At 74.7% G+C, this 24,813-nt stretch carries 19 protein-coding genes; 14 read left to right on the top strand and 5 right to left on the bottom strand.

Annotated features, from left to right (window positions below; genetic code table 11):
• Positions 1 to 31 precede the first annotated feature (31 nt).
• Positions 32 to 802, top strand: coding sequence for a thioesterase II family protein (locus ACSMX9_RS00510; RefSeq protein ID WP_445398958.1), 771 nt, complete (start codon positions 32 to 34; stop codon positions 800 to 802).
• A gap of 506 nt (positions 803 to 1,308) precedes the next feature.
• Positions 1,309 to 2,526, top strand: a complete 1,218-nt coding sequence (locus ACSMX9_RS00515; protein ID WP_445398960.1) for a glycosyltransferase — start codon at positions 1,309 to 1,311, stop codon at positions 2,524 to 2,526.
• Positions 2,527 to 2,610: 84 nt separating this feature from the next.
• Here the strand turns inward: ACSMX9_RS00515 and ACSMX9_RS00520 are convergent, their stop codons facing one another.
• Together ACSMX9_RS00520 and ACSMX9_RS00525 are read right to left on the bottom strand one after the other, a co-directional pair.
• The gene (locus ACSMX9_RS00520) at positions 2,611 to 3,816 is read right to left on the bottom strand and encodes a S8 family peptidase (RefSeq protein WP_445398962.1); all 1,206 of its coding nucleotides are present in this window, start codon (positions 3,814 to 3,816) and stop codon (positions 2,611 to 2,613) included.
• A 120-nt stretch (positions 3,817 to 3,936) separates the two neighbouring features.
• Positions 3,937 to 4,563 (bottom strand): TetR/AcrR family transcriptional regulator, encoded by a 627-nt coding sequence (locus tag ACSMX9_RS00525; RefSeq protein ID WP_445398964.1) that lies wholly within the window; start codon positions 4,561 to 4,563, stop codon positions 3,937 to 3,939.
• A 96-nt stretch (positions 4,564 to 4,659) separates the two neighbouring features.
• Here ACSMX9_RS00525 and ACSMX9_RS00530 point away from each other — a divergent pair, with 96 nt between their 5' ends.
• Both ACSMX9_RS00530 and ACSMX9_RS00535 read left to right on the top strand, forming a co-directional pair.
• Positions 4,660 to 5,700: a saccharopine dehydrogenase NADP-binding domain-containing protein gene (locus tag ACSMX9_RS00530; protein WP_445398966.1), complete on the top strand. Its 1,041-nt coding sequence runs from the start codon at positions 4,660 to 4,662 to the stop codon at positions 5,698 to 5,700.
• A complete protein-coding gene (locus ACSMX9_RS00535; protein WP_445398968.1) occupies positions 5,697 to 6,530 on the top strand; it encodes a class I SAM-dependent methyltransferase in 834 nt (277 codons plus the stop codon). The genes ACSMX9_RS00530 and ACSMX9_RS00535 overlap by 4 nt, the downstream gene beginning before the upstream one ends.
• Before the next feature lie 49 nt (positions 6,531 to 6,579).
• Here the strand turns inward: ACSMX9_RS00535 and ACSMX9_RS00540 are convergent, their stop codons facing one another.
• The gene (locus tag ACSMX9_RS00540; RefSeq protein WP_445398970.1) at positions 6,580 to 8,490 is read right to left on the bottom strand and encodes an ABC transporter ATP-binding protein; all 1,911 of its coding nucleotides are present in this window, start codon (positions 8,488 to 8,490) and stop codon (positions 6,580 to 6,582) included.
• 147 nt (positions 8,491 to 8,637) lie between these two features.
• On the opposite strand from ACSMX9_RS00540, the gene ACSMX9_RS00545 reads away from it, so the two are divergent.
• On the top strand, positions 8,638 to 9,657 hold the full coding sequence (locus ACSMX9_RS00545) for a Gfo/Idh/MocA family protein (RefSeq protein ID WP_445398972.1): 1,020 nt from the start codon (positions 8,638 to 8,640) through the stop codon (positions 9,655 to 9,657).
• Positions 9,658 to 9,822: 165 nt separating this feature from the next.
• Here the strand turns inward: ACSMX9_RS00545 and ACSMX9_RS00550 are convergent, their stop codons facing one another.
• Positions 9,823 to 10,755: a hypothetical protein gene (locus ACSMX9_RS00550; protein ID WP_445398974.1), complete on the bottom strand. Its 933-nt coding sequence runs from the start codon at positions 10,753 to 10,755 to the stop codon at positions 9,823 to 9,825.
• A 421-nt stretch (positions 10,756 to 11,176) separates the two neighbouring features.
• Between ACSMX9_RS00550 and ACSMX9_RS00555 the strand changes: the two genes are divergently transcribed.
• The gene (locus tag ACSMX9_RS00555; protein ID WP_445398976.1) at positions 11,177 to 11,782 is read left to right on the top strand and encodes a GNAT family N-acetyltransferase; all 606 of its coding nucleotides are present in this window, start codon (positions 11,177 to 11,179) and stop codon (positions 11,780 to 11,782) included.
• A 111-nt stretch (positions 11,783 to 11,893) separates the two neighbouring features.
• Here the strand turns inward: ACSMX9_RS00555 and ACSMX9_RS00560 are convergent, their stop codons facing one another.
• Complete coding sequence (locus ACSMX9_RS00560) at positions 11,894 to 13,144, bottom strand: MFS transporter (protein WP_445398978.1); 1,251 nt, start codon at positions 13,142 to 13,144, stop codon at positions 11,894 to 11,896.
• Between the two features lie 97 nt (positions 13,145 to 13,241).
• Here ACSMX9_RS00560 and ACSMX9_RS00565 point away from each other — a divergent pair, with 97 nt between their 5' ends.
• From ACSMX9_RS00565 to ACSMX9_RS00600, 8 genes are all read left to right on the top strand, one after another.
• Positions 13,242 to 14,165 (top strand): LysR family transcriptional regulator, encoded by a 924-nt coding sequence (locus tag ACSMX9_RS00565; protein WP_445398980.1) that lies wholly within the window; start codon positions 13,242 to 13,244, stop codon positions 14,163 to 14,165.
• Between the two features lie 714 nt (positions 14,166 to 14,879).
• Complete coding sequence (gene asnB, locus ACSMX9_RS00570) at positions 14,880 to 16,736, top strand: asparagine synthase (glutamine-hydrolyzing) (RefSeq protein ID WP_445398982.1); 1,857 nt, start codon at positions 14,880 to 14,882, stop codon at positions 16,734 to 16,736.
• Between the two features lie 69 nt (positions 16,737 to 16,805).
• Complete coding sequence (locus ACSMX9_RS00575; protein WP_445398984.1) at positions 16,806 to 18,176, top strand: aspartate aminotransferase family protein; 1,371 nt, start codon at positions 16,806 to 16,808, stop codon at positions 18,174 to 18,176.
• Positions 18,177 to 18,179: 3 nt separating this feature from the next.
• The gene (locus ACSMX9_RS00580) at positions 18,180 to 19,160 is read left to right on the top strand and encodes an ABC transporter permease (protein ID WP_445398986.1); all 981 of its coding nucleotides are present in this window, start codon (positions 18,180 to 18,182) and stop codon (positions 19,158 to 19,160) included.
• A complete protein-coding gene (locus ACSMX9_RS00585) occupies positions 19,157 to 19,993 on the top strand; it encodes an ABC transporter permease (protein ID WP_445398988.1) in 837 nt (278 codons plus the stop codon). The genes ACSMX9_RS00580 and ACSMX9_RS00585 overlap by 4 nt, the downstream gene beginning before the upstream one ends.
• A complete protein-coding gene (locus ACSMX9_RS00590; protein WP_445398990.1) occupies positions 19,990 to 21,726 on the top strand; it encodes a dipeptide ABC transporter ATP-binding protein in 1,737 nt (578 codons plus the stop codon). The genes ACSMX9_RS00585 and ACSMX9_RS00590 overlap by 4 nt, the downstream gene beginning before the upstream one ends.
• The gene (locus tag ACSMX9_RS00595) at positions 21,723 to 23,333 is read left to right on the top strand and encodes an ABC transporter substrate-binding protein (RefSeq protein WP_445398992.1); all 1,611 of its coding nucleotides are present in this window, start codon (positions 21,723 to 21,725) and stop codon (positions 23,331 to 23,333) included. The genes ACSMX9_RS00590 and ACSMX9_RS00595 overlap by 4 nt, the downstream gene beginning before the upstream one ends.
• Before the next feature lie 69 nt (positions 23,334 to 23,402).
• Complete coding sequence (locus ACSMX9_RS00600; protein WP_445398994.1) at positions 23,403 to 24,770, top strand: LLM class flavin-dependent oxidoreductase; 1,368 nt, start codon at positions 23,403 to 23,405, stop codon at positions 24,768 to 24,770.
• Positions 24,771 to 24,813 lie beyond the last annotated feature (43 nt).

The raw sequence follows: 24,813 nt of genomic DNA on the forward strand, positions 1-24,813 counted from the left end.
CCGTCACCGATGACCGTCCCGAGGAGACCCCGTGCACCTGCCCGGTACCGAGAGGGAGCGTTGGCTGCGCCGCTTCCGACCCCGACCCCACGCCCGTGTCCGGCTCGTCTGCTTCCCGCACGCGGGCGGCTCCGCGAGCTTCTACCATCCCGTCGCCACCGCCCACGCCTCCGCCGACGTCGTGATCCTCCAGTACCCGGGCCGCCAGGACCGCAGACACGAACCGCTGGTGCGCAGCGTCTCGGAGTACGTCGATCGCATCGCCCCGGTCCTGGAAGGCGAAGAGCCCCTGCCGACCGTCCACTTCGGGCACAGCATGGGCGCGGTACTCGCGTTCGAGACGGCCCTCGCGCTCGCCGGCACGCGGGCCGCGCCCCGGGCCATCGTCGCCTCCGGCCGACGCGCACCCGTCACCTTCCGCGACGAACGGACGCACCTCGGCGACGACCGGAGTCTGCTCGACGAGATGCGGCGGCTCAACGGCACGCAGGCGGACGTCCTGGACGACGAGGAGATCCTGCGCATGGCCCTGCCCGCGGTGCGCGGCGACTACCGGGTCATCGAAACCTACCGGCCCGCGGCGCACCGCGGAGTCGACTGTCCGATCACGGTGCTGGTGGGAGAGGACGACCCGAAGACCACCGTGGCGGAGGCCGATCGGTGGCGCGAGCACTCCACCGCGGAGTTCCGCATCCGCACGTTTCCCGGCGGGCACTTCTACCTGACCACGCAACAGGCCGAGGTGAACGCCGAGTTGGCAGCCGCCTTGGCCGCGGCAGCCCAGGGGCGCGCCACCCGGTAGCCCCCGGGGGCGCTGCCGTGTCCGAGGAACGTCAGCGTCCCCGCCGCACCCATCCGGCCGCACGGCGGTCCGGGGAGGGCCGGTGCGCGCGGAGGGTCTTCTTTGCGCCGAGGTGGAGGGCAGGTGATCGTCGGGCCGACCCGGCGCACGGTCGGAGTGCGGACCGCGAAGGTGCGCTCTCCGAGGTGGCCTCGACGTGTTTCCCGGACGCTCGACCCCGCGGACGGGTCATGATCAGAAGTGGCCAGCGGGCCGCTCTCGACGTTGACCCGCACGGGGCCCGCTCCTACGGTCGGTGCCGGTGGTGGTCACGGCGGCAGGTGGACCACACCGCCCGAGGAACCGGCGGGGCCGCCGACGCAGGCTCGCCGGCCACCGCCCGGCGGACGCACCGGGCGCCCGTCGCCCCGCTCCCCTCCCCCTCGTCGCGGCGCACGCGTCAGAGCCGCGCGCCGCCCGACCGGGAGGGCGAGATCCGACAACACCCCAGGAGAAAGGCCCTCTTCGTGCGCGTACTGGTCACCACCCTCGGTAGTCCGTCCCACGGTCGCGCCCAGCTTCCGCTGGTACGGGCCCTGGCCGCAGGCGGACACACGGTGCAGGTGGTCACGACGCCGATCATCGCCTCGGTGTTCGCCCGGGAGGACGTCCGGGTGGCCGCCCTCCTGCCGGACGTCATGCCCGGGTACCGCGAGGTGCCCCGGCTCCAGGCCCTCGCCGCGCGCGAGGACCTCGACGAGGAACAACGCGCCCAGCAGATGAAGCAGTTGATGGTCTCGGGCCTGTCCCGGTCGATGGCGCTCGATCTGCAACAGGTGCTGCTGCCGGTCGTCGAGGACTTCGCCCCCGACCTGATCCTGCGCGACGGGATGGACCTGGGCAGCGTGCTGATCGGGGAGGCCCGCGGCATCCCCCAGTTGCCCACGCCCTCCGGGGCGAGCAACTCCCTCGACCCGGCGGACCTCCTGCCCGGGCTGAACGCCTCCCGCACCGAGCAGGGGTTGCCGGTCCGGGAGGACCCGCTGTCGATCATCCCGTTCGGACGGATCGACTGCGTGCCCGAGGCCTACTCCTTCGCCCAGTTCCTGCCCGGCGCCCGCACCTATCGGCAGGCGCTGGCCGTGGACCGGGCGCTGGCGCTGCCCGACTGGGTGACGGAACTCCCCACCGACCGGCCGCTGGTGTTCGCCTCGATCGGCACCGCGGCACCGCTGATGCTCCAGTGGGGACTGGAGACGGACAGCGGTGCGATGCCCCTGCCGATGCCCCACCCGGAGGAGAGCCTGCGGACGATCCTCCGGGCCGCGGCCCTGCTGGAGGAGTGCACCGTGCTGGTGACGTCCATGGGGTTGACGGTGGACGTGGCCGGCTTGCCCTCGCACGTCCGGGTGACCGAGCGCCTCCCGCAGCCGCTGCTGCTGGAGACCGTCGACCTCTTCCTCACCCACGGCGGGTTCAACAGCGTGCGGGAGTCGATGCGCACCGGCACGCCCATGGCGGTGCTCCCGCAGTTCGGCGACCAGCATCCGAACGCCCAGCGGGTGGAGGAGTTGGGCTTGGGCCGCCACGCCGCCGACGCCACCCCCCAGGGCATCGCCGACACCTGTCGTGCGGTCCTGGCCGACCGCACGATCGCCGCCGGGGTGCGCCGGGCGCACCTGGCGATGCTGGCGCTCCCGGACATCGAGCACGCCGTCGCCGACCTGGTGGAACTCGTGGGCTGAAGCGGCCCCGCCGCCGTGGGCCGTGCCGGCGACGGCACGGCCCACGCCCCGCGGTCCGGTACGGCTCCACGGGGGCGGCGGGGGTCACAGACCGCCGGTGTACAGCATCCGGTTGGGGGACGACTTGCTGACGGTCAGGGCGTCCCGGGTCGCCTGTCCGACGATCCAGGTGCCGACCTCTTCGGCGGTGGCCGAGGGGTGCACCGCCTTGTACAGCGCGGCGACGCCCGTGACGTGCGGGCTGGCCATCGAGGTGCCGTCCAGGGCGAGGCTGCCGCCGCCCGCCCGGGCCGAGACGACGTCCTTGCCGGGGGCGTAGAGGGTCAGGCAGGGGCCGAAGTTGCTGAAGTCGGTCTCCCGGTCCCGGTGGTCGGTGGCGCCGACGGTGAGCGCCCAGGCGGCGCTGGCCGGGGAGACGTCGCAGGCGTCCTTGGCGTCGTTGCCGGCGGCGATCACCGGGAGCACCCCGCGGGCGGCGACGTTGTCGACCGCCCGGTTGACCGCTTCGCTGCGTTCGCCGCCCAGGGAGCCGTTGAGGACCGCGGGTTGGCGGGCGTTGCGGGCGACCCAGTCGAAGCCGGCGATGATGCCCGACCAGGCGCCGCGGGCGGCGCAGTCCAGGACCCGCACGCTGACCAGGGAGCTCTGGCGGGCCACGCCGTAGGTCGCACCGCCGACGGTGCCCGCGACGTGGGTGCCGTGTCCGTTGCAGTCGGCGCCGCCCCTGCCGTCGCCGATCGCGTCGAACCCGGGGGTGGCCCGGCCGCCGAAGTCGGCGTGCCGGTAGTCGATGCCGGAGTCGACGATGTAGGCCGTCACCCCGGCGCCGGTGCCGTGCACGGTGAACTGTTGGTCGAGCGGCAGGTAGGGCTGGTCGATGCGGTCCAGTCCCCAGCTGGCGGCCGGGGCGGTGGCCTCGGCGGTGCCGTCCTCCTCGACGGACTCCACCCCCGGCAGGGCGCGCACCGCCGTCAGTTGGGCGGGGGTGAGCTTGGCGGCGAAGCCGTGCAGGGCCGCGGTGTAGGTGAAGAGCCGCCTCGCCGTCGGTGCCGCCTTCTTGAGCACGGCGTCCGGGGTCGTGTCCCTCTTGACCGTGACGATGTACTGCCCCGGGACGGGCACGGTGGCGCGGTGCAGGGGGGCGGGCTCGGCGCGGGTCCCGGTGGACGAGGGTCCGGCACCGGCCGGGGGCCCGGGGGGCGGGGCGGGGGCCGCGAGGGCGGGGGCCGCCAGTGAGGTGAGTGCGGTGACCAGGGCGGCGAGGACGAGCGGTCGGGTGTGCTTGGGCATGGCAGGGACCTAACAAATCCACCTCCGCGAATCCATCACCCCGGCGGGCCGATCGTCATATCGAGTGACCGGAAGCGGGGAGACGGAGCAGGGGCGGGGCGCCGCCGGGGTGCCCGGCCGTCAGGGCAGCAGTTGGCGCACCAGCGCGTCGGCGGCCCAGCGCTCCCAGCGGTCCGGGGACCAGCCGCGGACGGTCACCAGCAGGCCGTGGGTTTCGGGGCCGAGGACGGTGAAGGCGAGGTCGGCGGCGGAGGCGGCGTCGTGCCCGTCGCGCAGCCCCCCGTCGGTCTTGTCCACCAGGGCCCGGGCGAAGGCGAGTTGGACGGTGTGGCGCTGTTCCATGCTGGTGCGCCACAGCTCGGCGAGTTCGGGTTCGGAGGCGGCGGCCGCACGGACCACCTCCAGGACGGGCGCGGCCCTCTCCAGCACCCGGCGGGCGCCGGCGGCCTGGAGGGTCAGCTGTTCCGCGGGGTCGGGGGCGGCGAGGACCGCACGGGCCCAGGGGCGGTCCAGCGTGGCCGCGGGGTCGGTGTCCCCGGCGATGGCGGTGTCCAGCACCTCCTTCAGCAGGGCGCGCTTGTTGCCGAACGTGAAGTACACGGTCTGCACGCCGACCTCGGCGCGGCGGGCGATGTCCTCGACGGTGGCTCCGGTCCAGCCTCGTTCGACGAACAGCCCGGCGGCGGCGTCCAGCATGCGACGCCGGGTGCGCCGGGCCTTCTCGGCGCGGGTGACGGGGGCGGTCACGGCGGCTCCTTCGACGACGGGCGGGCCGGCCTCCCCGCGGGACGGGGTCGCGCACCCATTTTGCTGTAGTGACACTACAGTGTGGTTCACTGGAGTATGACTACAGCGAATTCTGGAGTCGCCGGGCGCATCCTCGTGCCCGGCGGCTACGGTGCGGTGGGCGAGGGGGTGACGGCGACGCTGGAGCGGTGGTTCCCCGGGCGCGTGGTGCCCGGCGGGCGCAGCGCCGAGCGGGCCCGGCGCCACGGCGGGGTGCAGGTGGACGTGACCGACCCGAGGGGCTTCGAGCGGGTGCTCGACCACCTCGGCGACGTGGCGGTGGTGGTGCTGTGCGTGGAGCCCCCGGACGCCACGGTGGCCCGGATCTGCCTGGAGCGCGGCATCCACCTGGTCGACGTGGGGGCCGACGCCGGCCTGCTCGCCGCCGTCGAGGGGCTCCGGGAGACGGCGGTGCGGACCCGGGCAACGGCCGTGCTCAGCGTGGGGGTGGCCCCGGGGCTGACCAACCTGCTCGCCCGCCGCGCCCACGAGGAGGTCGGCGGCGCCGAGCGGATCGACGTGACGGTGCTGCTCGGCTCGGGCGAACGGCACGGCGCCGACGCGGTGCGGTGGACCGTGGCGCACCTGGCCGCGCCGACCGCCGGGCGCCGGCTGCGCACCTCGCTGCCCGGCTTCGGACGGCGCACCGCCCACCCCTTCCCGTTCTCCGACCAGCACGCCGCGGCCCGCACCCTGGGCGTGCCCCGGGTGACCACCCGGTTGTGCCTCGACTCCCGGCTGCTGACGGCGCTGTTGTTCGGGGCCCGCGCGACGGGGCTGCTGCGGCTCGCGGCCCGGCCCGGACCAGGCCGGCTGCTGACCTCGTTGTTCGGCCGGGTGCACTCGGGCGGGGACGCCTTCGCGGTACGGGTCGACGCGCACCGCGGCGGGCGACGCGTCGGCTACGCCGTCCGGGGGCACCGGCAGAGCCGGTTCACCGCCCTGGTCGCCGCCCACACCGCCCGTCACCTGCTCCACGCCCCTTGGCCACTCGGGGTCGTCCACCTCGACGAGATCACCGAACTGTCCGATCTGCCGGCCCGGTTGGCCCCCGACGGGCTGACGCTGCACCGACTGGTGGACGGGGCGTCCCGATGAGCGGCTCGTGGTCGGGGGCGGGGCCCAACGGGTACGCGGCGGCGGGCGACGCCTGGGCGCACGCGGCGGACGAGGTGGTGGCCCGGGTACTGGACCGGGCCGCGTCGACGCGGCCGGCGACGGCCCTGAGGGTGCTGGACGTGGGGACCGGCACCGGGCCCGCGGCCCTCGCCGCCGCGCGGGCCGGCGCCCGGGCCGTGGGGCTCGATCCGGCGGCCGACCTGCTGGCCGTGGCCGCGGCGCGCGCCGCGGCGGCCGGCCTCGGCGGGCGGACCCGCTTCGTCGAGGGGGAGGCCGGGGAACTGCCGTTCCCGGACGGCTCCTTCGACGTGGTGGTGTCCACCTTCGGGGTGATGTTCGCCCCGCACCCGCGGCGCGCCGCGGCGGAACTCGTCCGGGTGTGCCGTCCCGGCGGCTGGCTGGCGCTCGCCGCGTGGACGCCCGAGGGGGTGTTCGGCCGGATCGCCCCGACCGTCACCGCCGCGTTGCCCGAACCGCCGCCCGCGGTGGACGCGCCCACCCGGTGGGGGGACGGGCACCGGGTCCGCCGCTGGTTCGCCCCGCTTCCGGTGGCCCTGGAGACCCCGGTGCGGGAGGTCCGCGTCGGCTACCCGTCCGTCGACCACGCGGTGCGGGCCTTCGCCGAGAAGCCCGGGCCGCTGCGCGGCCACCGCTCGGCGTTGGAGGCGGCGGGCCGTTGGGGCGCCGCTCAGGAGGCGCTGGCCGCGCTCTTCGCCGCGCACAACCGTGCCGAGGACGGGCGTCTGCTGATGGACGTCCCCTATCTGCTCGCCCTGGGCCCGGTACAGGGGGCCGGGTCCGGGGAGTGAGCGGCCTGGCGTCCGTGCGGACCCGGGGTCCGCACGGACGGAGGGCGGTTCAGGCCCGTTCCGAGGCCCGGACGGCGGCCGGCACCGGATCGGCAGCCCGGGCATCGGTCGCGAACTGGGTGCGGTGCAGTTCGGCGTAGCGCCCGTCGGCGGCCAACAGGCTCTCGTGGGTGCCGCGTTCGACGATCCGGCCGCCCTCCACCACCAGGATCTGGTCCGCGGACCGCACGGTCGACAGCCGGTGCGCGATGACCACGGCGGTCCGGTCGGCGAGCGCCTCCGCCAACGCCTGCTGCACGGCGGCCTCGGAGGTGTTGTCGAGGTGGGCGGTGGCCTCGTCCAGGATCACCACGCGCTGCCGGGCGAGCAGCAGTCGGGCGATGGTCATCCGCTGGCGCTCGCCGCCCGACAGCCGGTAGCCGCGTTCGCCGACCACGGTGTCGAGGCCGTCCGGCAGCGAGCGCACCAGGCCGTCGAGGCGGGAGCGGCGCAGGGCGTCCCACAGGTCGTCCTCGGTGGCGTCGGGCCGGGCGAGCGTCAGGTTGGCGCGGACCGACTCGTGGAAGAGGTGCCCGTCCTGGGTGACCATCCCGACCGTGGCGCGCAGCGAGTCGGCGGACAGGTCCCGCACGTCGACGCCGCCGACGCGCACCGTTCCGGCGTCGGTGTCGTACAGCCGGGGCACCAGCGCCGCGATCGTCGACTTGCCGGCGCCGGAGGAACCGACGAGGGCGACGGTCTCCCCCGGTTCGGCGCGGAAGCTCAGGCCCTTCAGCACCTCGCCGCCCTCCCGGGTGTCCAGGGCGGCGACCTCCTCCAGCGAGGCGAGGGACACCCGGTCGGCCGCGGGGTAGCCGAAGCGGACGTCGCTGAACTCGACCGCCACCGGGCCCTCGGGGACCTGCCGGGCGTCGGGCCGCTCGTCGATCAGCGGCTTGAGGTCGAGCACTTCGAAGACCCGCTCGAAGCTGACCAGGGCGCTCATCACCTCGACCCGGGCCCCGGCGAGGGCGGTGAGCGGGGCGTACAGCCGGGTGAGCAGCAGGGCCAGCGCGACCACCGCCCCGGGCTCCAGCGCACCGTGCAGGGCGAACCAGCCGCCCAGGCCGTACACCAGGGCGAGGGCGAGCGCGGAGACCAGGGTCAGCGCGGTCATGAAGGTGTACTGGGCCATGGCGGTGCGCACCCCGATGTCACGGACCCGGGCGGCCCGCGCGGCGAACTCGGCCGACTCCTCGCCGGGCCGCCCGAAGAGCTTGACGAGGGTGGCGCCGGGGGCGGAGAACCGTTCGGTCATCCGGGTGCCCATGGCGGCGTTGAGTTGGGTGGCCTCTCGTTGGAGGGAGGCCATCCGGGTCCCCATCCGTCGGGCGGGCACCACGAACACGGGGAGCAGCGCGAGGGCGAGCAGGGTGATCTCCCAGGAGAGGGCGAGCATCGCCACCAGGGTGAGCAGCAGGGTGACCACGTGTCCGACCACCCCGGACAGGGTGCTGCTGAAGGCGCGTTGGGCGCCGATGACGTCGTTGTTGAGCCGGCTGACGAGGGCGCCGGTGCGGGTGCGGGTGAAGAAGGCGACGGGCATCCGCTGCACGTGGTCGAAGACCGCGCGCCGCAGGTCCAGGATCAGGTCCTCGCCGAGCGCCGCGGACAACCGGCGCTCCAGCAGGCCGAGTCCGGCCTCGGCGACGGCGATCACCGCGATCAGCAGGGCGATGCGCACCACCGTGCCCGGTGGGCCGCCGCTGACGAGGGCGTCGACGATCCGGCCGGCGAGCAACGGGGTGACGACGGCGAGGAGCGAGGTGAGGGCGCTGAGGATCAGGAAGCGGATGATGGGCGTGCGGTGGGGGCGGGCGAACTCTCCGATGCGGCGCAGGGTGGCCCGGGTGAAGGGGCGGGCCTGCTGGGCGTGGACGAGTCCGTTGAGCTGGGTCCAGGCGGTGATCTCCATCGACATGCCTGGGACGGTAGGACCTCAATCAATCTTGAGGTCAAGTGCGCACGGTGTCCGGGACGGCCCGGTAGGGGAGGTTCCCCCCGGGCGGCCGGTGTGCCAGAGTCCTGATCACCCCCGGTCCGGGGGACGAGCGGGAGGGGCATGCGGGTGACGCGCGCACGGACGGCAACGGCGGGCCCCGGACTCGTGGTGGGGGTGATCGGTGCGGGGTCCATGGCCCGGACGCACCTGCCGGCTTGGCTGGCACTGGGCGCGCGGGTCACCGTGCTGTCGGCGCGGGACGGGGCGGCCGTGCTGGCGGACCGCTACCGCGCCGAAGGCGTCACGGTGGCCCGGGACCTGGACGACCTGCTGGACCGCAGCACCGTGATCGACGTCTGCACCCCGACGCCCGAGCACCGTCCCCTCGCGCTGGCCGCGATCCGGGCCGGCCGGCCGGTGGTGTGCGAGAAGCCGCTCGCGTTGACGGGCGCGGACGCCGCCGAGATCGCCCGCGCCGCCGAGGAGGCCGGGGTGTTGCTGTTCCCGGCGCACGTGGTGCGGTACTTCCCGGCGTACGCGGCGCTGGCCGGGGCCGTGGCCCGCGGCGAGCTCGGTCCTCCGTCCGCGCTGCGGTTCACGCGCAGCGGCGCCCACCCGGGGCGGGCTTCGTGGTTCGCCGATGCGGCGTCCTCCGGCGGCGTGCTGATGGACTTCATGATCCACGACATGGACTGCGCCCGGTGGGTGGCCGGTGAGGTGGTCCGGGTCCGGGCGGGGGTGCGCAGCCGGCCGCCCGGACCCGGAGGCGCCCCGCTGGTGCAGGGCGCGGCGGTGCTCACGCACGCGTCGGGCGCGGTCAGCCGGGTGTACGGCACCTGGGGGCGGGGCGACCTGCCGTTCCGCACGACGTTCCGGGTCACCGGCCCGGGCGGGGTGCGTGAGCACGACTCCGCGGCCGGCGGCCGACCGGCGCCGGGCCCCGCGGACGGCCCGTACCTCGCCCAGCTACGGGACTTCACCACCGCCCTCGCGGGCGGACCGCCGCCGCGGGTGAGCCCCGGGGACGGAGTGGCGGCGGTGCGGATCGCCGCCGCGGCCGTGCTGTCGTCCCGCACGGGCGAGAGCGTGGACCTGGTCGACGGGCACCCGGTGGCGCGGGGAGGCGGGGTCCGCCCGGCGGGCTGACCCCGGTGGGGTCGGGGGCCTCCCCTGAGCCGGGGCGGCGGGCCGCGGCCGCGGTCCCCGGGTCCCGGCCGGTGGAGCCGTCCGGAGTTCCGGAGGCCGGGCGGCACTTCGTCCGGGAGGGGGTGGACGTCCCGGGCCGCGCCGCGGGGGTGCGGCCCGGTCGGTTCAGAGCGGGCAGACCGTGGCGGCGCGCAGACGGCCGCCGGCGTTCTCGTCGTCCGTCCCGAGCACGCCCTGGGCCGCGGGGCCGCAGGCCAGGGCCTCGATCTTGTGGCCGGGGAAGACCGCGATCCGCAACGGGGCGTCCCGCAGCACCGTTCGGGGGCGGCCGAAGAGGTCGGACTCCACCCGGCCGACGTCGTACACCGCGGAGTCGAAGGGTCCGTCGTCCCCGGCGTCGGAGGCAGAGGTGACCGTCACCCGGCCCGTGGGCGACACCGTCAGATCGCTGACGTGCCGCACGCCGGCCGCCGGGTACGGCACCCGCACCGGGGCCGAGTCGCGCGCGCCGAAGGCGAGGGCCGTCCAGTCGAGAGCGGCGGCGTGCAGGACGGCCGGGTCCGCGTCCTGGCCCCGGTGGGCCCACACCGCGGTGAGCCGACCCGGGGTTCCGGCGAGGAAGAACGCCTCGTAGTTGTCGCGGTGGCCCGCCGGGTCGACCGCGTCCGCTCCGGGCACCGTGAACTCCCTGAGCACCTGCGCCGTCTCCCCGGTCAACCGCAGGTGGAAGCCGTGCCCGGAACTCTCCAGGGCGACGAGTTCCCCCGGGGCCCCGGGAACGGGGCTCAACGACTCCAGGTCCACCGGGTCCCGGTCGCCGCCCTGCCAGCGGAGGACCCGGACGACCGGCGCGGACCCGGGCACCAGCCCGATCCGGGAGATCCGCGGCTCCCCCGGCCGCTTGTTGTCGTGCACCACCACGGTGTCGACGCCGGCGGGGCCCCGGGCCACCACGGCGATGCCGCTGATCCCGGCGGTGATCCCCTCCCCCGTCCGCACCCACTCCTCCTGGGCGGGCGCGGCGAGGGCGGGGGTGACGAGGGCGAGTCCGCCGAGCACGGCGGCGGCGAGGCTACGGGTCACGCGCGGTCCGTTCACCGGCGCACCGTAGGACCGTCCCGCACCCGGAACCGGACCGCGCCCCCGGACGCTGCTCCGACCGGCCCCGCGATGTCACCCCCGGACGGACCCGACCGCCCGCCGTCGGGACGGGGCGGCGTCGCAGCGGGGGCCCGTCCCTTACGGGCCCCCGGACGGGCACGCACGAACACCCCCAAGGCAAGGCTTGCCTAAGTCGCTCCTTCCGGGGACGATCTAGAGCGCCCCATCCCACGACGGCCACGAGGAGTTCCCGATCGCCAGCCGTGCACCGACCCGGAGTCGGCTGTGGAGCACTGCCGATCGGAGCCCAACCGCCCCTCTCCGCCCTCGTGTTCACCGGCGCCCTCCGCCGACCCGCCCGCACGGCACCGTACCGCCCGTACCCGGTCAGGGCCGTGCATCCGAGAGAAGGGTTCCCATGCGCACGCGCGACCTCGACGACACCGCGGACACCGACCGCACCCCGACCCGGACGGCCGACCCAGCCGACTTCACCGTCCGCCACGTCGATCCGGCCACCGACTCCGCGCTCATCCACCGGTGGGTCACCCATCCCAAGTCGGCGTACTGGATGATGCAGGACGACTCGCTCCAGGACATCGAGGAGAAGTACGCGGCGATCGCCGTCGACGAGCACCACGACGCCCTGATCGGCCTGGTCGACGGCGTCCCCGCCTATCTGATCGAGCGCTACGACCCCCGTCACGTGGCCCTGGTGGGGCTCTATCCGCCGGAGCCGGGGGACGTGGGTCTGCACTTCCTCGTCGCGCCGACCACCGCCCCCGTGCACGGCTTCACCCGGGCGGCGATCACCAGCGCCGTGCACACCCTCTTCGCGGACCCCGCGACCCGCCGGGTGGTGATGGAGCCCGATGTGCGCAACACCGCGGCGCACGAGGTCTTCGCCCACGCCGGCTTCACGATCGTCGAGCGGATAGCGAAGCCGGAGAAGGACGCCTACCTGTGCGTCTGCACGCGCGAGGAGTTCGCCCGGAGCCCCGGCGGGCGGGCCCTGGCCAACTAACGACCGCGCGGGGAGGGGCGCCGGTGGACCGGCGCCCCTCCCCTGCGGACGCCTGCGCCCCGGAGCGCCGATCGTCCTGACGGCCCGGGCGCGGCAGCGCGCCGACCCGGCTCACCCGGGCAGGGCGCCCGTTCCGGTGGCGGGCACCGTCGCGGGGGCTCCACCAGGCTTCCCGGCGAACCCGACGGCCAGGGCCAGCGCGGCCAGTACCGCCGCGCTCCACAGCAGCGTGGTGATGCCGGCGCCCTCCACCACGGTGCCGCCGAGGAAGGCGCCCAGGGCGATGGCCGCGGTGAAGACGCCCACGTAGACGCCGGTCACGTGCTCGACGCGGTGCGGCGCCGCCTGGGTCATCCAGATCTGACCGGCCACCGACAGACCGCCGTAGGTCAGCCCCCACAGCGCGACACTGACTCCGGTCAGCAGCGCGGTGGTGCTGACCAGGGCGAGCAGGCCGATCGACAGGGCGATGCCGCCCGTCAGGCCGAGGACCGTGCCGCGGGCGCGCCGGGCGGCCAGGGAACCGGCGACGAAGTTCCCGATCAGCCCGAACAGGCCGTAGACCAACAGGACCAGGGCGATGGATCCCGGCGCCAGTGCGGTCCGCTCCTCCAGCACGGGCCGTACGTAGGTGTAGGCCGCGAAGTGGGCGGTGACGAGGAGGAGGACGAGGACCAGCCCGGAGACCACCGGCCGGCTGCGCAGCAGCCCCTCGTGGCCGGCGACGGCGTCCGCGCCCTGCGGGTCCTCGGGGCGCGGCAGTCGGGGCAGCGTCAGGAGCAGTCCGGCGGCCAGCAGCACCGAGCCCGCGGCGAGCGCGGCGAACGCGGCGCGCCAGCCGAAGCCGTTGCTGATCAGGGTGCCGAGGGGCACGCCGGCCACGGATGCCGCAGCCACCCCACTGACGGTGGCGGAGACCGCGAGGGCCGTGTTGCGGGGGGCCACCAACCGGGTGGCGACGGCGGCGGCCAGCCCCCACACGGCCCCCATGCCGATGCCCAGGACGATCCGGGAGACCACGAGCAGCCCGAAGCCCTGGGAGACCGCGGTGAGGGCGTTGCCCGCGGCCAGCACCACCATGGCCACGACGAGCACCAGGCGCCGGTCGTGCGCTCCCAGCAGTCGGGGGACCGCGGGAGCGGTGACGGCGGTGACGAGACCGGTGATGGTCAGGCTGAACCCGGCGGAGCCGGGGGCGATCCGCAAGCCGTCGGCCATCGGGGTGAGCACCCCGACGGGCAGCATCTCCGAGGTCACGACCACGAACGTGCTCAAGGAGAGCACCAGGACGGACACCCACTGCCAGGGCGTGGTGCGTTCCGTATCGGACCCGGTGTGCTGCACCGGCGCGTGAGAGACCATGCCGACCAGCCAAACACCGCGCCGGAACCGGAACAACGACGATCTCCTCAAGGTTCGATCAGTATGGGTAATCCATGAGGACGTCGAGGGGGACGCCATGAACCAGGTCCACGTCCAGGAGATCGAGTGCCTGTTGGTGCTGGCCGAGGAGTTGCACTTCGGTCGGACGGCCGAGCGGCTGGGGTGCTCGCAGAGCAGGGTGAGCCAGCTGGTCGCCGGTCTGGAGCGGCGGGTCGGGGTCCGGCTGGTCGACCGCACCAGCCGGCGGGTGGCGCTCAGTCGGTTCGGCGCCCAGTTCGTGCAGGACGTGCGTCCCGCCTTCGAGGCGCTGTCCACGGTGGTGGTCCGGGCGCGCGAGCGGGCGCGCAGCGGCACGTTGAGCCAGCTGCGGATCGGCTTCCACGGCAGCGTCTACGAGGAGGTGACCGAGGCGTTCCGCCGGCTGCGCGTGCACCACGAGGTGGCGCTGGTGCTGAGCGAGATCCCGCTCGGCTCGCCCTTCACCGCCGTGCTGGAGGGGAAGGCGGACGCCGTGGTGGTGGAGCTCCCGGTGAAGGAGCCGGCGCTCGCCGTCGGCTTCCGGTTCCCGCCGCAGGACCGGCTGTTGGCCGTGGCCTCCTGGCATCCGCTGGCCGGGGCCGAGCGGGTGCACGTCGAGGAGTTGGCCACCGTGGACGTCCTCCATCCGGTGGGGGACGCGCCGGACTACTGGAAGGCGGCACGGGTGCCGCCCACCACTCCGGGCGGGGTGCCGATCCGTTCCACCACCGGGATCTCCACCGTCCAGGAGGGGTTGGCGCTCGTCGCCGCCGGCGACCACGGGATGTTGGTCTGCCGCCCGTTGACCGAGCGCGCCGCCCGCAGTGACGTGCGCTACCTGGGCGTCGAGGGGCTCGACGAGCCGTCGCAGCTGGGGCTGGTCTGGCGCAGGGACCGCGAGTCCTGGCAACTCACCACCCTGGCCGGCCTCCTGGCGGAGGAGTTCGCCCGGACCGCCCACGGGGAGCGGGTCACCGCCTGAGCCCGGGCCGCCCGTCGTGCGCGGGCGGCCCGTCCGCCGTTCCGCCCCGGGTGCGACGGCCGCCGCGACGGTGCGGACGGGTCCTCCCGGTCTCCTTCGTGTTGCGCCCAGATGAACGATTCTCCGCCGCTCGGAGCGGCCCGCGCCCGCGTCCCTACCGCCCGCGCGCGAGGGGGCTGACAGGGCACGTCTCGGATGTTGGGACGGCCTGGGGAAGTCCTTGTGCCGCTCAGCCGGGCGCTGCGATGCTCACGGCATGAGCACTCCGGCCTACGTTGTTGACACGCCGCCCGGCAGGTGTCCCCGTACGGTCCCGGGTGCCTGTTGTCTGGCCTGATCCTTCCCACGGCCCGTCGCCCCGCCCCCGTCGTCCGCCCGCCCGGGCTCCGACGCTGACGCGCCGTCGAACGCCACCACCCACCCCACCGGGTGCGCGTGCCCCGGGGCATGACGGACGACACCCCGTACCGCACCCACCACGCCCCTGCCCACCGCGCCCCGTTCGGCGATCAGTGACGCCGTGACGGCGCGCTCCGCCCTTCCCCGAACCGGCACGTCCGCGGTCGCCCCACGACCGCCGGGACGGCGCCCTCCCCACCATCGCGCACCGACGACCGACCACGCCCACGGCGTCGTCCGTCGGTGCGGCGAACCGATGTGCCGGCGGCTGCCGGCCGCTCCCCACGGCCATGACGAAACGAGAGGACCCCCTCCATGTGCGGTATATCCGGATGGGTCGACTTGTCCGGACTCGGCCCGGACGCCCGGGCCGTCGCGACGAGGATGAACGACGAGCAGACACACCGCGGGCCGGACGGGTCCGGGGTGTGGACCTCCCGGTGCGCGGCGATCGCGCACACCAGGCTCTCGGTGATCGACATCGAGAACGGGGAGCAACCCATGCTCTTCCCCGCCGGATCGAGCACCGCTGCCTCGTACGTCCTCTCCTACAACGGCGAGTTGTACAACCACCGGGAGCTGCGGGCCGAACTCGCGTCCCGGGGGCACCGGTTCCACACGTCCAGCGACACCGAGGTCGTCCTCGCCGCCTGGGTCGCGTGGGGGCCCGGAGCCGTCGAACGGTTCAACGGCATCTTCGCCTTCGCCGTCTGGGACGAGCGCGCGCAGACCCTCTGGCTGGTCCGCGACCACCTCGGGGTGAAACCGCTCCACTACCACCACGAGGGCGACCGCCTGGTCTTCGGCTCCGAGGCCAAGTCCGTCCTCGCCCATCCGGACGTGCACACCGTCGTCGACGAGGACGGCCTGCGCCAACTGGTGCTCCCCCTGCTGAAGTTCCCGGGCGCCAACCCCTACCGGGGGATCTCCGAGGTGCTTCCGGGCCAGGTGCTGGAGTTCTCCCGGCGCGGGGTGCGCACCACCCGGTACTGGGACGTCCGGGAGTTCCTCAACGGGCCGGTCGAGGACGACCACGCCGGTGCCGTCGAGGAGTTGCGGGCGCTGCTCCACGACACCGTCGCCCGGCAGACCGTCGCGGACGTCCCCCTGTGCACCTTCCTCTCCGGCGGGCTCGACTCCTCGGCGGTCACCGCGATCGCGGGCCGTCTGCCCGGTGGCGGCGGGGTGCGCTCGTTCTCCGTGGACTTCACCGACGCGGCCGCTTCGGCCGACTCCCGCTCGGCCCTGGACCGCCACTACGCACGGGAGGCGGCGCGGCACATCGGTGCCCGGCACTCCAACGTCGTCCTGGACAGCGCCCTGTTGGCCGGCGGCGAGGTCCGCGACGCCACGGTGCGCGCCCGGGACCTCCCCAACGGCTTCGGCGACCTGGACACCAGTCTGCTGTTGCTCTGCCGGGAGGTGCGGCGCCACGCCACCGTCGCGCTGTCCGGCGAGGCGGCCGACGAGATCCTCGGCGGCTACCTGTGGTTCCACGAACCGCGCGCGGTGGAGGCGGACACCTTCCCCTGGATCGCCGACAGCCCGGCCCACGGCTACCTCCACCAGCGGGTCCTCGGCGCCGTCGACCCCCAACTGCTGCGGGCGCTGCGGGTGGAGGAGTACCTGCGCGACGAGTACGCCACGGCCCTCGGCGGGCTGGACCTCGATCCCGCGCTCAGCCCGCGGGAGCGACGGCACCGGGAGATCCTCCACCTCGGCATCACCTACTTCCTGCCGATGCTGCTGGACCGCAACGACCGGTTGAGCATGGCCAGCGGACTGGAGGTCCGGGTCCCCTTCTGCGACCACCGGATCGTCGAACTCGTGGTGCGCCTGGGTCGCGACGTCCACAACGCGGGCGGCCGGGAGAAGGGCGTCCTGCGGGACGCGGTGGGCGAACTGTTGCCCGAGGACGTGCGGGAGCGCCGGAAGTCGCCGTACCCGACCACCCCGGACCCGGACTACTCGCGACGGCTGGAGGAGCAACTCGCCGAGGTCCTCGCGGACCCGCCGGACGGGCTGGGGGACGTGTTCGCCCCGCACGTGCTGACGCCCGGCAGCGTCACCGGGGCGGCCCGGTCGCACGGGCTCGTCAGCAACTTCGAGGGCGAGGTGGTCCTGAACTTCGCCTCCTGGCTGCGCCAGTACGCCCCCAAGCTCACGCTCTGACCCATCCGCAGCCCCTTCCCCGTACGCCCCCCGCTCCGCCCGCGCGGCACAACCACCAGGAGTACCGACGTGTCCTCGTCAGACGTCCAGCAGAAGACCCGCGACCACCTCTGGCTGCACTTCACCAACCACGCCGGGCTGACCGCCGGCGAGGAAGTGCCCGTCATCACCCGGGCCGAAGGCGCCCACCTCTGGGACGACCGGGGGCGCCGCTACCTCGACGGGCTGTCCGGCCTGTTCGCCGTCAACGCCGGGCACGGCAGACCCGAGTTGGCGGAGGCCGCCGCACGCCAGATCCGGGAGCTCGACTACTTCCCGGTCTGGAACGCCGTGCACCCGCGCGCCGCCGAACTCGCCGAGGCCCTCGCCGAGCGGGCACCGGGCGACCTGAACCGGGTCTTCCTCACCAACAGCGGCAGCGAGAGCGTCGAGACGGCCTGGAAGTTGGTGAAGCAGTACTACAAGGCCATCGGCCAACCCGGCCGCCACAAGGTGATCAGCCGCACCATCGCCTACCACGGAACCACCCACGGCGCCCTGTCCATCACCGCCCTGCCGGGGCTGCGGGCCCCGTTCGAACCCCTGGTGCCGAGCGGCCACAAGGTGCCGACCACCGACCTGTACCGCGCCCCGGAGCACCTGCGGGACGACGCGGAGGCGTTCGGACGGTGGGCGGCCGACCGGATCGCCGAGGCCATCGAGTTCGAAGGCCCGGAGACCGTCGCCGCGATCTTCCTGGAACCGGTGCAGAACTCCGGGGCGGCGATCCCGCCGCCCCCGGGGTACCTGGAGCGGGTCCGGGAGATCGCCGACCGGTACGGCGTGGTCCTGGTGGCCGACGAGGTGATCACGGCCTTCGGCCGCATCGGGGACTTCTTCGCGGTCAACCGCTACGGGGTGGTGCCCGACATCATCACCGGCGCCAAGGGCATCACCTCCGGCTACGTACCGGCCGGGGCCACGATCGTGAGCGACCGAGTCTTCGCCCCGTTCACCAAGAAGGAGAACACCTTCGCCCACGGACTCACCTTCGGCGGGCACCCGGTCGCCGCCGCCGTGGGACTGGCCAACATCGCCGTCTTCGAACGCGAGAAGCTCAACGAGAACGTCCGCGCCAACGAGGACCTGTTCCGCACCACCCTGGACCGGCTGCGCGACCTGCCGATCGTGGGGGACGTGCGCGGCGCCGGCTACTTCTGGGGCATCGTCCTCGTCAGGGACCGGCACACCCGGGAGCCGTTCCCGGCCGTGGAACGACGCCGGTTGATCGACGAGCTGCTGGGTCCGGCGCTGCGCGCCGGCGGACTGCACGCGCGGCTCGACGAACGGGGCGACCCCGCGATCCTACTGGCCCCGCCCACCACCGTGGGCCGGGCCGAGTTCGACCTCATCGAGGAGATCGTCCGCGCCGCCCTCACCGAAGCCTCGCAGAGGCTCTGAGCCATGGCCCGGTTCCCTCGCCCGGCCCTCGCCCGGTACCTCGCGCGGCGCTGCGGCGCCTTCATCGTCGTGCTGCTCTCCGTCCACGCACTGGCGTTCCTCCTGCTCTACGCGCTGCCGAGCGATCCGGTGGCCCTGATGCTCGAACGGCGGTCCGCCGGTGCCGGCGGCGGCACCCCGGAGCAGGTCGAGGCGCTGCGCGCCGCACACGGGCTCGACCGCTCCCTCCCGGTCCGCTACGTCGAATCGCTCGGCCACCTCCTCCGGGGCGACCTGGGAACCTCGTTCCAGTCGGGCCGGCCCGTGCCGGAGGTACTGGCCTCGGTGGCGCCGAACACGGTCGCCCTGGCCGGGGCGGGGCTCGCCGTCGCGGTGCCGTTCTCCCTGGCACTGGCACTGCTCACCTCCTGGCGACGGGACGGGGCCCTGCACCGGGCCCTGGTGAACCTCCCCCCGCTGATCGCCTCGGTCCCCGCGTTCTGGCTCGGTCTGCTGCTGGTGCAGGTGTTCTCGTTCGCCCTCGGATGGCTGCCCTCCACCGGCGGCAGCGGTCCGGCGGCGCTGGTGCTGCCGGCCCTCACGCTGGCGCTGCCCGTGTCCGCCTCCCTGACCGCGGTCCTGGTGCGTTCCCTGGACGACGTGCAGGACGCGCCCTTCGTGGCCCTGCTGCGGGCCCGCGGGCTGCCCTGGTGGCGGGTCTACCTCCGCCACGTGGTCCGCAACGCGCTGCTGCCCTTCGTGACGCTCGCCGGGCTCACCGTGGGCGGGGTGCTGGTCGGGACGGTGGTCACCGAGACGGTGTTCGCCCGAGCGGGCCTCGGCCGGCTCCTCGCCTCGTCCGTGGAGGCCCAGGACGCCCCCGTGGTGCTGGCCATCGCCCTGGCCGCCGCCCTCGTGTTCGCCGTCGTCAACCTCACCGTCGACCTCCTGTACCCGGTCCTCGACCCGAGGACCCGCAGACAGGACAGTGGAGCAACCGCATGACCCTCGTCCTCCCCTCCGCCGCCCGGCACCGCACCCGGGCCGGCACGCCCCGGATCGCCCTCGCGGTGCTCGGCCTCGCCGCCGCGGCGGCCCTGCTGCCCCGGGTCGTGGCGCCCCGGGACCCGTACGCCCAGGACGTGTCCGCACGGCTGCGACCGCCGTCGACCGCCCACCCCTTCGGCACCGACGAACTGGGCCGCGACCTGTTCAGCCGGGTGGTCCTCGGCACCCAGGCCAGCCTGGGCGTGGCACTGCTGGCGCTGGCGTTCGCCTGTTCCCTGAGCGTCCTCGTCGGCCTGGTGGCCGGCTACTTCGGCGGACCGCTGGACCGGGCGCTGATGGCCGCCGTGGACGTGCTGTTGGCGTTGCCGTCGTTGCTGGTCTCCCTGCTGGTCGTCTCCGGGCTGGGCACCGGGCCGGTCCAGCTCGCCCTCGCCGTCGGGATCGCCTCGGTCCCCGCGCTCACCCGGGTGACCCGCGCCGAAGTGCTGCGGGTGAGCGGACGGACCTTCGTCGAGGCGGCGCACGGCTTCGGGCTCTCCCGGCCCCGGGTGCTGGTGAGGCACGTGTGGCCCCACGCGCGCGGACCGGTCACCGCACTGGCCGCGCTGGAGCTGGCGTCGATCGTGCTGTCCGTGTCGGCCCTGAGCTTCCTCGGCTACGGCACCCAGCCGCCCGCCCCCGAGTGGGGCAACCTCATCGCGGGCGGACGGGACCACTTCGCCACCGCGTGGTGGCTGACCGCCCTGCCCGGCGCGGTGCTCGCCCTCGTGGTCCTGGCGCTGCACCGGGTGGGACGCGTGCTCGGAGCGTCGAAGGCGGGGACACGATGACGGCCACCGACCCCCTGGTGAACCACCATCACGACGTACTGCTGCGTCTGGAGGGACTGCGGGTGCACTACCCGGGCGGCCCCGGCCGGGATCCGGTCGTCGCCGTCGACGACCTCTCCCTCACGGTGGCCTCCGGCAGCACGGTCGCCGTCGTGGGCGAGTCCGGTTCGGGCAAGTCGACCACCTTGAAGGCCCTGTTGGGGCTGGTCCCGCGCACCGCCCGGGTCGGTCTGCGGCGACTGGAGTTCCGCGACGGGCACGGCGCGCTGCGGGCCGTGCCCGACGTCCGGGCGCTGCGCGGCCGGTCGGTGGGCCTGGTCCCGCAGGACCCGGGGGACGCACTGGACCCGCTGATGCGCATCGGCGCCCAGTTCGCCGAACTGCACCGGCACTTCCTGGCCGTGACCGACCGCGAGGAGAGCCGTGCCCTGACCGCCGCCGCCCTCGACGCCGTCGGCGTGGACCGGCCCCTGCTGCGCCTGCGCCAGTACCCCCACGAACTGTCCGGGGGCCAACGGCAGCGCGTCCTGATCGCCCTGGCGCTCGTCGGCACGCCGCGGCTGCTGCTGGCCGACGAGCCGACCTCCCAACTGGACGCCACGGTCCAGCGCAGGGTGTTGGACCTGATCGACGGGGTGCGGGCCCGGCACGGGCTGGCGGTCCTGATGGTCACCCACGACATCGCCGTGGCGGCCGGGCGCGCGGAGCACCTGCTGGTGATGCGGGCCGGGCGGGTCGTGGAGTCCGGCCCCACCGCGCGCGTCCTGGACGCACCGGAGCACCCGTACACCCGTCAACTGCTGGGGGCGCGGCCGGACGCCCTCCCGGCCCGGCCCGTGTTCCGGCCCGAGGCGCCGGCCCGGGTGGTGCTGGAGGCACGGGGGTTGGTCAAGTCCTTCCGCGCGGGGCGCGGAGGCGCGCCGATCGAGGCGGTGCGGGACGTGAGCCTGACCGTGCAGCGCGGACAGACGGTCGCGGTGGTCGGCGAGTCCGGGGCGGGGAAGTCGACGCTGCTGCGGCTGCTGACCGGACAGGAGCGCGCGGACGCCGGTGCGGTGCTCCTGGACGGCGAGGAGCTGTTTCCCACCCGCCGCAGGCACGAGCCGTTCGCCCGGCGGGTGCAACTCGTGTACCAGAACCCGGCGCGCAGCCTGGACCCGCTGCTGACGCTCGGCCGGGCGGTGGCCGAGCCCTTGGAGGCGCACCGGGTCGGGGACGCCCGATGGCGCGCCGAACGGTCCCGGGAGCTCCTCGAACAGGTGGGGCTGCCCGGCGCCTTCGCCGAGCGACGGCCCCCGGAGCTGTCCGGCGGGCAACTGCAACGCGCGGCGATCGCCCGGGCACTCGCCCTGGAGCCGGACGTGGTCGTGCTCGACGAACCGGTCTCGGCCCTCGACCAGGCCGTGCAGTTCGCCCTGCTGGAACTCCTCGACGCGCTCCAGCAGCGGCACGGCATCGCCTACCTGCTCGTCTCGCACGACCTCTCGGTGGTGCGGGCCGTGGCGGACGAGGTCCTCGTGATGCGGCACGGCCGGATCGAGGAACGGGGACCCGCAGCGGACGTGTTCGCCCGGCCCGAGCACCCCTTCACCCGCGAGCTGTTGGCGGCCGTACCGACCCTGCCGCACCCCGGTCCGCCCGCCCCGAAGGACTCCCCCTCCGCACCCGCCCTGCTACCCGCCCCCCACGCCACCCCGCACCCGCACCCTGCCGACAGGACACCTTCGCCATGACCCGCGCGCCCCTGACGCGTCTGCTCGCCACCGCCTCGGCGACCGCACTGCTGCTCACCGGCTGCTCCGGCACGGCCGGCACCACCGCCGCCGACACCGACACGAGCCACCTGCGGGTCGCCTACGGCTGGTACCCGACCTGCTTCGACTACGCCCAGTCCAATCCGTTCGCGCTCTTCGGCAGGCAGGTGCTGGACACCCTGCTCAGCGAGGACCCCTCGACGGGCCGGCTGGCACCGTACCTGGCCGAGTCCTGGAAAAGCCTGGACGGTGGACGCGCCTACGAGTTCACCCTCCGTGAGGGGGTGACGTTCAGCAACGGCGAGAAGCTGACCGCGCAGGTCGTCGCCGACAACTTCGAGACGCTGTGGCGGATGGCGAAGCAGGGCGTGTCCCCGACCCCCGGCGCCTACCTGCGCGGCTACCACCGGGCCCGGGCCCTGGACGGGCGCCGGGTGCGGGTCGAGTTCACCGCACCCAACGCCGGCTTCCTCCAGGCCAACAGCGAGGGCCAGTTCGGCATCGTGGCTCCGGAGAGCCTGGCGAGGACGCCGGAGGAGCGGTGCGCCGAGGGCACCATCGGCTCGGGTCCCTTCGTGCTGCGCGAGGCGGTGCAGGACGAACGCGTCGGCTACCAGCGGCGCACGGGCTACTCCTGGGCGCCCGCGGCGTTCGCCCGGACGGGCGGGGGGTCCGCCCTGGAACGGGTGACGGTGCAGATCGTGCCGGAGGAGAGCCTGCGGGCCGCGGGGGTGGTGGCGGGCGAGTACGACCTGGCGTACTCCATGACCGAGACCGGGCTCGCGCAAGCCCGCGGACGGGGCGGGACGCGGACCGTCCTCGCCCCCAACCGGGGGGTGGTGAACACCTTCGTGGCCAACACCTCGGACCCGGTGGTCGCGGACCCCGCGGTGCGCCGGGCCCTCCAGCACGGCATCGACCGGGCCGAGTTCGTGGACACCTTCTACGGCGAGGGCGTCGAGCCCGCCACCGACGTGGTCTCCCGCGGCCACCCCTCCCACCGGGACAGGAGCGCGTTGCTGCGGCACGACCCGGCGCTCAGTCGCACGATCCTGGACCGTGCGGGCTGGGCGAGCGGGGCCGACGGCGTCCGGGTCAAGGACGGGCAACGGCTGCGTCTGGCGCTGACGTTCGCGAGTTCGGACATCGGCGCCGACGAGGCGGGCTGGGAGTACGTCAAGGACGCCCTCGCCGACATCGGGGTGGAGATCACGCTGAACCGGGTCTCCGAGGCCCAGCAGGCCGACCTGCGCAAGACCGGGAAGTGGCAACTCGCGGTCTACCAGGGGGCGAGCCGCGGGGACGCCGACGGCATCGCCGCCTTCTACCACACCGCGCTCGCGCCCTGGGACGGCCAGGCGCCCCGACCCGCCGTCGACCGTGCCCTCACCGAGCAGGCCACCACCGTCGACCCGCGCCGGCGGGCCGCCCTCGTCGACCGGGCGGTGACCGCGATCCTCCGGGAGGGCTACGGCATCCCGCTCTTCGACTCGGCCCAGGTCCTGCTCGCCCGGAAGGGCGTCGAGGACCTCACCTTCCCCGTCAACGCGTGGGAGCCGGTCTTCCACCGCGTCACCAAGCGCTGATCGCGGGGGCGCGGGCAACCCTCCTCCGTCCCGCGCCCGCCGACACCCCCGCACCCGTGAGAGGAAACGATGCCCCCCTCGTCCCCCAGGACCCCCGTCGAACCCGCACCGCCCGGCGCCGGCACCCGCGGCGGCGGTCCCCTCCTCCTGCTCAACGCCCAGTACCTGCCGTCCAGTCGGGACTGGCGCGACCCCCGGGCCCAGGCCGACTCCCCGTTCCTGGTGGACACCTTCGTCCGGGCGGCCCGCCGGGCCGAGACCGCCGGGTTCGACGTGCTGTTCCAGGCCGACTTCTCGGGGGTGAACCGCGCCGGGCTGCGGGCCGGGCCGCCGCTGACGGTCTTCGAGCCGTTCCAGGCCGCGGCGCTGATCGCCAGCGCCACCTCGCGGATCGCGGTCATGCCGACCGTGTCCACGCTCCACACCCATCCCTCGTCCTTCGCCCGCTCCCTGGCCAGCCTCGACCGGATCTCCGCCGGCCGGGCCCGGATCAACGTGGTGTCCTCCTTCCGGCCGGGCACCGCGATCGGGGTCCGGCGGGAGGTCCCCCGGGACCGGCGGCACGCACAGACCGAAGAGTTCGTCGAGGTGGCGAAGCGGCTGTGGGCGAGTTGGCCGCCGGCCGCGAACGTCCCGGACCGGGTGACCGACCGCTACGTGCGGGAGGACCTGATCCTGGACGTGGACCACCGCGGCGAGTTCTACGACCAGTCGGGCCCGATCGACATGGCGCCCCACTCGGCAGACTTCCCCTTCGTCCTCCAGGCCACCTCCTCCCTGGCCGGGCTGCGACTCGCGGCCCGCACCGCCGACGGGGTCTTCGCGGGGACGCCGACCCTGGGCGCGGCCCGGGAGCTGCGCCGCGCGCTGCGCGCCCGGACCCGGGAGGCGGGCCGCGCCGCCGGTGCGGTGGCCCTGCTGCCGGGCTGCTACGTCCACCTGGTCGACACCCCCGCCGAGGCCGAGCGGCTGCGCCGCGCCCAGCGCGAGGTCCTGCCGGCGGGGCGGGCCGCGCTGCTCGCCCTGCGCGCCCGGTTCCCGGACCTCCGGCTGGACGGGCTCGACCTCGCCGACCGGCTGCCCGGCGGCCTCCTGCCCGAGGACCCCGAGCAGGTGCTGGCGGCCCACGGCTCCCGCTACCTCCCGCTGTGGGACCTGGCCCGCGCTCCCGGCGGGACGGTCGGGGAGTTCGCCGCGGAGGTGCTCGCGCTGAACGAGCACGCGCGGTTCGTGGGCACTGCGGAGCAGATCGCCGACGCGTTGCGGCGGTGGTACGAGGAGGAGGGCGTCGACGGGTTCCAGATCATCCTCGGCAACGACTTCGACGCCCTGTGCGAGCGGCTGGTCCCCCGGCTGCGGGAGCTCACCGCGTCCTTCCCGCCCGGGTCGCCGCGGCCGGCCGGGCCTGCGGTCCCCCGGGTCGCCGCGGGCTCCTGACCCGCGCCGGGTTCCGGTCCGCTCCGGGCGACCCGCCCGCGGA

Source organism: Streptomyces sp. LE64, from assembly GCF_052606915.1.